The 4,945-nt window shown below is 41.3% G+C and carries 5 protein-coding genes; 3 read left to right on the top strand and 2 right to left on the bottom strand.

From position 1 onward, the window contains the following. Positions 1–379 precede the first annotated feature (379 nt). Positions 380–907 (bottom strand): DUF3087 domain-containing protein, encoded by a 528-nt coding sequence (locus L4C33_RS19680; RefSeq protein ID WP_428814098.1) that lies wholly within the window; start codon positions 905–907, stop codon positions 380–382. A gap of 195 nt (positions 908–1,102) precedes the next feature. On the opposite strand from L4C33_RS19680, the gene trmY reads away from it, so the two are divergent. The 3 genes from trmY (at position 1,103) to L4C33_RS19665 (ending at position 3,496) form a co-directional block, all read left to right on the top strand. After that, positions 1,103–1,702, top strand: a complete 600-nt coding sequence (gene trmY / locus L4C33_RS19675) for a tRNA (pseudouridine(54)-N(1))-methyltransferase TrmY (protein WP_428814097.1) — start codon at positions 1,103–1,105, stop codon at positions 1,700–1,702. 171 nt (positions 1,703–1,873) lie between these two features. Beyond that, entirely contained in the window at positions 1,874–3,076 is a 1,203-nt protein-coding gene (locus L4C33_RS19670; protein WP_428814096.1) for a hypothetical protein, read from the top strand. A 123-nt stretch (positions 3,077–3,199) separates the two neighbouring features. Then, positions 3,200–3,496, top strand: coding sequence for an ArsR/SmtB family transcription factor (locus tag L4C33_RS19665; protein ID WP_428814095.1), 297 nt, complete (start codon positions 3,200–3,202; stop codon positions 3,494–3,496). 55 nt (positions 3,497–3,551) lie between these two features. Here L4C33_RS19665 and L4C33_RS19660 read toward each other — a convergent pair whose 3' ends face one another. Further along, positions 3,552–4,913 (bottom strand): alpha-amylase family protein, encoded by a 1,362-nt coding sequence (locus tag L4C33_RS19660; RefSeq protein WP_428814094.1) that lies wholly within the window; start codon positions 4,911–4,913, stop codon positions 3,552–3,554. Positions 4,914–4,945: the final 32 nt, after the last annotated feature.

The following is a 4,945-nucleotide window of genomic DNA, read 5'->3' as shown; positions in this document are numbered from 1 at the left end:
GTATTGGTCACTCAGTTCATTGAAACCAAAGTCGATTTCCGAGGAAATCTTTTTTGATATCATCAACGAGTGCCCACACAGATTGATAGGTTTAAATTGTTAAAGAGCTACTCTTCTTTGCGACTTACATCACATTGGAAGAGGCGGCCATTCTAGCGAGATAATTTATTGTGTCAAACACTTTTTAAAAAATCTTTTTTGCTATAAGCCTAACTGACATTCTTCGCTGAAGCCTTGTGGCGTCTGCCGTGTCAGTGAGGCGGCATTATAGAGAACAGATTAAACTTGGCAACCTTTTTTCTTACAAAAATCCAAAAAAGATAGCTAGGTGGTTAAAAACACACCAGACTGCTGTTTATCTAACTTTTTAGTTCAAAAACTAGCCAATAGTCTTAATCATATCTTGATTAAACGCTTCTACATCTAATTCCAAGCCCCATCTTTCAGCGTCGTCTTTTAATTCATTAATCGATTTAACAACACTAGTTATCGTTAATGTGTTGTTATCCAATTCGTACACTTGCTTTTGAGTGACATAATAGAAGTACAGAACTTGAAGTGCATCTCGATTACCGCTACTCGCTTCTTTCTTTATGACCTTCAACTTGCGGTAGATCCGATTATGGATATTTTTCAATCGCCACACATATACCACTTCTTTTAAATAAGGCTGCCCTTTCATCTTATTCAATGAAAAGCTATTAATAGCGACCGCAATCACAACCCCAATAACATTAAGGTGGAAGTTACCTGTGGGCTCACCCGATACAACCGAGTCAGATCCAAAAAAGTGGATAAGTAAAGCCCCTAACCCAACAGCAATCACAGCGAGAGATAATACGAAGACAATAATGACGGTATTAATCTTCTTTCTATAATCTTGTTTGTCTATTTTGATCAGTTTCATAGTTCACCTTTTAGTTGCTTGCAGCATCTTACCCACCTCGCAGCTCGCTACAACAATTTCATCCAGATCATTTGGCTTTGATCTATTTACGGTGAACAATTGACTTCACGTTGATAAAGGAGTTACATACCGCAACAAGTTTTGGTCTGCTTTTTATGTAGATTGTTGTTTTAGAATTCATCAGTAGGTCGTTACATGCGTTCATTTGTATTACGCGCTCGCGCTGCTCCAACAGAGAGCAAACTTATCTTAGAAGGTGTAGGGCAAGATGCCCATACAGAGATCCTCGCACATACCCTTATGAACACCATTTTTGTCGCGCAATCGCACAGAGAAAATGTCATCGTTCATTTAGTGCTAGAAAGTACCAAAGACTTTTCTAGAACCATTACATTTGATTCAAATGAAATTACCAATATTGGTGGGTTCCATGAATCAGCGCTTTTGGCAGCAGTAGTACGTGCTGTTGATGCATCGCAGGGCATGACTAAAGAACAAACCCGTCAAGTAGAACCTGGAATTACGGTTCGCACGATGAGTTTTGAGAAATTGGTTAAAGACCTAGCCGAAGACCACCAGCTGTATATGATGGATAAGAAAGGCACTTTCATACGCGACGCAGAGATTGCTGACAATCCGTGCTTCTTACTTACAGACCAYATCCCAATGCCGAAGAAAAGCTTTAACAGTTTGAAACGCCTAGGCACTGAAAAAATAAGCCTTGGCCCAAACATGTTATTCGCCTCTCAATGCGTTGTTCTTATTAATAATGAATTGGACTTACGCGACTTCTAGCCCGCAGTCTCATTATTTACCTTATTCAAGTGGTAATAGGTTTTCTTCGACTTTGCCTATTACCATTTATTGCTCCCCTCCCCCTTTAACCATACTGCTCAAATTATTTCCTTTATTCTTTGTAAGATGCTTAACTTATGTTCAAACAGATAAATAAGCATAGGAACGTTGATGACGATTCTCACTGTATTTTTTTGCGGTACAGGCTCTAACTCTGAAGACAATAATCATAAAAACTACGCCTCTGGTGAATTGATTTCGACGCTTGCTAAAAATGCTCAAGGTCGCGATTTAATTGACTACATACAAGTAGACGGCGTCGGAAGTGGAAATCGTTCTGAGTGGCTAAAGCAAGCACAAGATGATACCTATTCAACGATTCGTGGATCCTTACAAGGTAAAGGGATTGATAGCAATATGCGCCATGTAATGAATATTCTTCGTGGCACTCAAAGCGGTAACAATGACTATCAGACAAGGGCAGAGAATATGCTCGAAGATGTTCGTCCGAGTAAATCCATTTGGCCATTCTCCAATAGTCAGAAATACAATGACTGGCTTAAAGAAACGAACACGCTTGCGCTAGACTTAAAGCACGGCCTTTCATCCCGACATGCGAATATCGCTTTAGCTCGCCGAAATTCCCCTATTAGCCAAGTCAATATCGTTGGTTGGAGTCGAGGAGGGGTTAGTTGTTTTGAACTCGCTAACCGAATGCTTAAAGACAACCAACTCAGCCATATCCCCGTAAATATTTTCGCTTGTGACCCAGTCCCTGGCGGATTGAACTCATTCAAAGATTACAAAAAGCTTGGAAAGAACGTAAAGCAGTTAGTTTGTCTATTTGCAGAAGATGAACGCTCCCTAGCCTTCAAAGCGCGTATGCCCCGCTTAGACAGAAATACTAAGTACTACACATCGATGATGCCCGGAAGACATGCAACGTTGGTCGGAAATGCGCACACTTCAGGTGGTAGTAAAGGTAGCGGCTTACTCACAGGCCCAGGCTTAGTGACCCGCGACTTTATGGAAAAAGTACTGACTGGCTGGGGAACCAAGTTAAAACAAGGCTCAACTCTAAACTTTTCCGGAGCGAAATTGCTCGAGTTGTATGAACAAATGAGAAGCCATCAGAAGCATTTTGATGCCATGCACAGCATGACTTACACCCTCAAAAATCGGATTTTCTGGACAGATAAAGATCGTATTGGGCAACAGCGGGAAAGACGTTTTGGAATTCCTATGTATCGCTTCCAATTTCCTGGCATTGCCAATGATTATGGTGATGCGATAAATCGTCACCACTGTGATGTCATGGCGGCGAACGATTTCGCGATTAAAGGAAAACCCTCAGCTTTCCCTAGGTGCATATAATCCTCTATAACTAGTTTAAAAGAGCCGCAATGTAGGCTCTTTTTATTTCCCCTACACTAAATATTGAAAATCATAAATAATTCCATTAGCATCGAATTATCAAGATTTAGATAAGGGAAAGTTGTGGAACTAGAAACTGTTGCAAAGGCACTAAAAGAACTGGGTCACCCTACTCGACTTTCTATTTATAAGAGTATGGTAAAAGCGGGACATCAAGGTATCGCTGTCGGTGGGCTGCAAGAACAATTATCCATTCCAGGGTCAACACTTTCTCACCATATCTCTAGTTTAGCTTCGGCTAATTTAATTGAACAACGTCGAGAAGGTCGCACTCTATTTTGTGTTGCTAAATACGAATGTCTGGAAGGTGTCATTCACTTTCTGCAAGACGAATGTTGCGCAGACGAAGCATGTCAGTAATCAAGCATCGCCCTAGAATGCTTTGTTTATGTAAAGCGTAGTATCCAACTGCGCTTTACATCAGCATCATGCTTGAATTCGGCTCAACGTTAATTCTTAGCACCCCGTCTTCTGCCTTCAACTTCCGCCCTGTTAATGCATCGTTCACACTCGATGACCAATTCATTGAAACGCTTTTACTGCGTACGGACTTATTGATGATCACGATACCTTTGTGCCCTCGGGTAAATACCAAAAGATCATCATTAGCCTCAACCATTTTCATTTTTTCACCATGAACATAGTTATGGAACATGATCATACTGCGTAAGTCATCCGACTCCCATTGAGCTTGCCAACGTGGTTGACCGCTACGATCGGTAATTCCACTGGTGTTTAAATCACTATAAATCAGTGGTACTCCGCCATCTCTTCCCAAGATGTAGGCGTATGCCAATCTCTCACAATCTTCTTCCATTATGTGATCCATAAAAACATCGTTATTTGGAATGTCGTGAGTAACAGTAAATGTGATGGCACGGCGATTAGATAATGCTTGCCCAAAACAATACGGGTCAATCAATGAAGTAAAGCTACCTTTCGGCGTAAATGCTTTCGCTATCGTATTGAATAGAGGAAAGTCATACGCTCCTAAACGCGTGTGTTTCAAGTACGGTTCCAGAAATAACTCATACTCGGCTTGCGTTGCACCACCATCGGTAATTATTTCGCCAAAGATGTGCACATCGTGGGTAATCTCATCGGTCCATACTTTCTTGAGGTGCTCAATAGTCATGTGCTTAGCAGCATCAATACGAAAGCCTTTAACACCTATATCTTTTAATGCGACCAGATAGGCTTGTTGCTGTTTCACTACGTTATCGTTGTCCAATAAGGTAGGCAAACCTGGATCTTTTGGCCCACCCGTAATGCGCCCGTTTTGTACTTGCCATTTGTCGCGCCAGTTTTTAATACCAAATGCTTCAACAAAATCACTTTCGGTAAAAAGTGGCTCGTTAAGAGCACCAAATAGTTTCTGCGCTTCAAAATAGTCTTTGTTTGACTGATAGGATTCTAGATCCAAAGCGTTAGGGTAACTCAGATCATCACGAATATCGGACTCGTTGGCCATATGGTTAAATACGACATCAACATACGTCAGCAAACCATGTCGGCGGAGCGTATTAACCATTAAGGTAAAGTCTTGCGTATTACCTAGTTGGTTATCAATCACTCGATAGTCTTGCGGCTGATAACGCTGCCACCACTTTGTTCCTGAAGAGTGCTTAAGTGATTTCATAGGGGGAGAAACAAGAACCGATTTATAACCAAGTTGGCTAATTTGTTTCGCTTGCTTCGTTACCTTGGCATATGACCAATCGAAAGCATGCAAGATTACGTCACTCGCTACGGTTGTTGATGCCACTGAGCATTCCATTTCACTCTCCTAACAGATGCACTCTTGTATCA

Source organism: Vibrio makurazakiensis (assembly GCF_050337375.1).
Lineage (GTDB): Bacteria > Pseudomonadota > Gammaproteobacteria > Enterobacterales > Vibrionaceae > Vibrio > Vibrio makurazakiensis.
The sequence above is the reverse complement of the archived record's forward strand: the minus strand, read 5'-3'. Positions and strand labels throughout refer to the sequence as shown.